The organism is Lentilactobacillus hilgardii DSM 20176 = ATCC 8290, assembly GCF_000159315.1.
In the GTDB taxonomy this organism is placed as follows: domain Bacteria; phylum Bacillota; class Bacilli; order Lactobacillales; family Lactobacillaceae; genus Lentilactobacillus; species Lentilactobacillus hilgardii.
Genome location: NZ_GG669993.1, coordinates 360,020 through 363,947 on the forward strand (window position 1 = coordinate 360,020; position 3,928 = coordinate 363,947).

A 3,928-nucleotide genomic window follows, 5' to 3' on the forward strand; every position below is an offset into this window, starting at 1 on the left:
AATAAATCAGGTGACGAGTGGTGAAAAATTACCATATTTATAATGGAACACTTAATCGATTCCCAGTTGTGATAGATTTACCACATAGCGGTACAAGAATCACAAATGAAATGACAAAAGCTTTGCTGCCAAATGCCATCTTGGCTAACACGGATTGGTTTTTAAAAGAACTCTATCATTTTTTACCTGAAATGGAATTCACGGTAATTGAGAATAACTTAAACCGGTATTTAATTGACCCAAATCGTGATCCCAGTGAAGACTTGACTGGGGACTATTATCATCTTGTATATGCCAAGAACACATTCGGTCATCCATTATACAAACGACCTTTAACAAGTACCGAAATCAATAATCGACTTATAAGCTTTTATCAACCGTATCATGATCAGTTGCAACAACTTTTGGAAAACAAAAGAAACGTTTTTGGTAGTGCTTTATTAATCGATTTACACAGTTTTGCAGAATACACGCATCCATCACCAAATCCAACAGCCGATATTGTTTTAGGAAACGATTTTAATCGAACAACTTCAAAAAAGACGTTTAATTACTTTCAAAGGCTTTTTAACCAAAGGCAATATTCGGTTGCTAATAATTTTCCATTTCGCGGTGGTTATATTACTCGTCATTATGGTAGTCAAAAGGGTATTTTCTCAATTCAAATTGAGTTAAGATACAAGAAGTATATTGAGGATCGGTATTTTGATGAAGAAATCCTTACTCATTGGGACCCGATAATATTTAACCATGCCTAGCTACAACTCCAACAAGTTTTTAAAGCTTTGGCATCTGATCTGGATAACGGTCAATTATTCTTTAATTAATTGGGCTCAATAGCGAATTAACGAGTTAAATGGAAGGAATTGTGTAATTATAAAATGGCAGAAAAGGAAGATCAAGAGGATCAATTAGTTTGCATTCGTAAAATGGTTGCGGAGGATTATCCCGACGCATACAAACTTTGGCAAAAGACGCCAGGAATGAATTTACGTGATTTTGATGACAGTTTTGAGGAAATCAGTAGATTAATCAAATTCAATCCGGGCTTTTGCTTTGTCGCTGAGAAAGATAATCAATTAATTGGTACAATCCTCGGAGCAACTGATGGTCGTAGAGGTAGAATCTATCATTTGGCGGTTGCAAGAGAAGTTCAGCACACTGGAATTGCCACTAAATTAGTTAACTTGGTGATTAAACAATTAAAAGAGGTTGGTATTCAAAAAATATCAATTATTGTTATGAAAAATAATCATGAAGGTGAATTATTCTGGAAAAGTTTACAATTCAGTAAGCGTCTGGACGTTGACACCTATGACCGAATTATTTAAACATAATGATAATTTTTTAACCTTAATATTGATAACGCTTTGGGATTGAACAGTGCGAGTAGACGTGTTAAAATCATCGAAAATAATTTAATGAGGTGCCAAAATGATGAAAGCTGCTGTTTTAACCAACTATGGAAACGTTCCTGAATATCAAGATTTTGCTGAGCCAAAAGTGATGAACGATCATCAGCTCATGGTTTCACCAAAGGCGTCGTCTATTAAACAATTAGATATTAGCAAAGCTGCCGGTAAACATTATACGAACTTTGACCCGTTGCCGGCGGTAATGGGAATGGATGGTGTTGCCGAACTTGATGATGGCACTAGGATTTACGCAATGGGCCTCACGGGCATGATGGCAGAAAGGGCAATTATCGATAAACAAAATTTTATTAAATTGCCTAATGGATTAGATAGTGTCAAAGCCGCTGCTTTACCAAACGCTTTAATGGGTTCTGATCTTGCCTTAATTGAAAAAGGCAAAATAAAGCAGGGTGATGTTGTTTTTGTTAATGGTGCAACCGGCGCTACGGGTATGATGGCCGTTCAGTTAGCCAAATTTCACGGTGCCTCTAAAATTATTGCAACCGGTAGAAATAGTAAAATTCTTGACCACTTAAAAACAATTGGTGCCGATAAAACAATTTTAATTAATGAACCCGATGAACAAATTGTAAAAAATGTCGTTTCAGCATACAGCGAAGCACCATTTGATATCGTGATTGATTATCTTTGGGGACATCCAGCCGAAGTGATATTTGATGCGTTCAGGAAAATAAAACTGGCGAAACATTTAAAATATATTACAGTTGGTGGCATGGCAGGTTCGGATATCCAATTATCTTCGCAAATTTTTAGAAGTAAGGACATTGAGTTAATTGGATCCGGCATTGGCAGTTTTTCGTCCAATGTTTTTCAAAACTATTTAAGGAACAATTTACCATTAGTATTTGATTATGCAGCTAGTGGACACTTGGATATGAATTTATAGGGATTTTTTTGCTTTAATTTAAAGGGAGGTGGCATTTTAGAGAGTGGGATCTTTAAATTATATGCTACTTTACATAATATACATTATACGAAGTAAGTACTAAAACGAAAAGAAACGCCAAGATAGTCTTAAATGACTCAAAACTATCTGACGCTTCTAGAATATTTTTAACGTTAAGTCATCATTTCAAATTATATACTTAGCCAGCTTCAGCTTCAAATCCATTTGGCCGGATTTTCCGCTGGCCATCCGGCTCGTCCTCAGGCAAAACTTGTGGACCGTCAACCGATGCTCTTAAAATATGACGCTGAATGCGTTTCTCAACCGGTGGCAACTTCATATAGTTACCATACAAACGAGTCAAATATGAATCATACGCGGATAATACCGGAACTGTCAAATCCTCAAATTTCATTTTAGTAAATTGATGAATTTCGTTTGGCAGAATTCTTTCTTTACCATATTCATATGGTGATGATAGATTCACGTAAGTAAGATCCGGACGATCATCATATTTGGTCATTATTTGCAATCTTAGTTCATAAAGCTGTTCCAAAGTCATGGATGCATACTTTGTATCCAAAGACATATCTGGATACAAGTCCGGATAAAACCGCCGCCGAATTTCTTTTAAGATGCCTTGCAGTATCTGTTTTTGGGCAATTTGCTGACGTTTTCCCGCAGGCATTTTATCAAATGGAAAAACATCAATAAAAATGCCATTTTGAGATTTCGCTTCTTCACGGCCACGTTCCAAAATTCTTGTGCCTTTAGACATCACTTTAGCAAAATCATATTCGTAAATCGGATTTAAACGATTTTCTTCGACAAAATATTCTGTAGACTTTAATTCCGTTGGTGCAACTTGGAGAAACTTTTCAAAATCATGTCGAGTGAATCCAATATCAATATCGTCATCCCAAGGTATAAATCCTTGATGACGGACAGCACCGATTGCGGAGCCTCCAGTCATAAAATATTTGATATGGTGTTTGGAACTCAAATGTGCTACTTTCTTCAAAATGTCTAATTGAATTCCGTGAATTTGCTTCATATCAACCATCATATGAAAGCCCCCCCTTATTTTTTTGATCCTTATTTCATCTAAAAACCTCTTTTGACTATTTTTTGTTCGTCTATATTATTCTATTGAGTTTTGGGGTTGAGGTCAAACATTTGGTTTGTAAATATACAAAATAACGTAAAATTTGTGTTATAATATAACTTAATAAAACCGGTATTTTATTAAGTTATATAAATAAATAACGGGGGTACTCCTGTTAAATTCCGTGTTCTTACCAACTTAATAATGATCATGCGTTACCGTTTTTTACAAATATTTATCCGCCCTGTATGATTGATACACGGTCGACTGTCTGGTAATGCCCTTTTTATGTCACTTTATCCAATCACCGAGCAGTTGCTAACTAAACTCATTCGGGAGGTTCATTTAATGAAACTAAAAAGGATCCTCTTTATTAGTGGAACTATGGGTGTTAGTATATGCACCATTTGAAACGGTGCTCTTGTATGGGTCATGGATCAGCAACAGACCATTAATGATATCTTATCCGGCTTAACCGGTGACTATGACTTATACAATGCC

The 3,928-nt window shown here is 35.8% G+C and carries 4 protein-coding genes; 3 read left to right on the top strand and 1 reads right to left on the bottom strand.

The genetic code is table 11. The annotated features are described in order from the left end of the window. The first annotated feature begins 20 nt into the window (after nucleotides 1–20). From HMPREF0519_RS05795 to HMPREF0519_RS05805, 3 genes are all read left to right on the top strand, one after another. Nucleotides 21–758, top strand: coding sequence for an N-formylglutamate amidohydrolase (locus tag HMPREF0519_RS05795; protein WP_050768663.1), 738 nt, complete (start codon nucleotides 21–23; stop codon nucleotides 756–758). A gap of 123 nt (nucleotides 759–881) precedes the next feature. Continuing rightward, nucleotides 882–1,331, top strand: coding sequence for a GNAT family N-acetyltransferase (locus HMPREF0519_RS05800; RefSeq protein ID WP_004561523.1), 450 nt, complete (start codon nucleotides 882–884; stop codon nucleotides 1,329–1,331). A gap of 103 nt (nucleotides 1,332–1,434) precedes the next feature. Beyond that, nucleotides 1,435–2,322: a quinone oxidoreductase family protein gene (locus HMPREF0519_RS05805; protein ID WP_004561524.1), complete on the top strand. Its 888-nt coding sequence runs from the start codon at nucleotides 1,435–1,437 to the stop codon at nucleotides 2,320–2,322. Nucleotides 2,323–2,521: 199 nt separating this feature from the next. Here the strand turns inward: HMPREF0519_RS05805 and HMPREF0519_RS05810 are convergent, their stop codons facing one another. Continuing rightward, nucleotides 2,522–3,388 (bottom strand): LicD family protein, encoded by an 867-nt coding sequence (locus HMPREF0519_RS05810; RefSeq protein WP_004561525.1) that lies wholly within the window; start codon nucleotides 3,386–3,388, stop codon nucleotides 2,522–2,524. Between the last annotated feature and the right edge of the window lie 540 nt (nucleotides 3,389–3,928).

Bases quoted from the DNA above. Each gene is read 5' to 3' on its own strand.
- HMPREF0519_RS05805 (WP_004561524.1), top strand. From the start codon at position 1,435: ATGATGAAAGCTGCTGTTTTAACCAACTATGGAAACGTTCCTGAATAT.
- HMPREF0519_RS05800 (WP_004561523.1), top strand. From the start codon at position 882: ATGGCAGAAAAGGAAGATCAAGAGGATCAATTAGTTTGCATTCGTAAA.
- HMPREF0519_RS05810 (WP_004561525.1), bottom strand. From the start codon at position 3,388: ATGATGGTTGATATGAAGCAAATTCACGGAATTCAATTAGACATTTTG.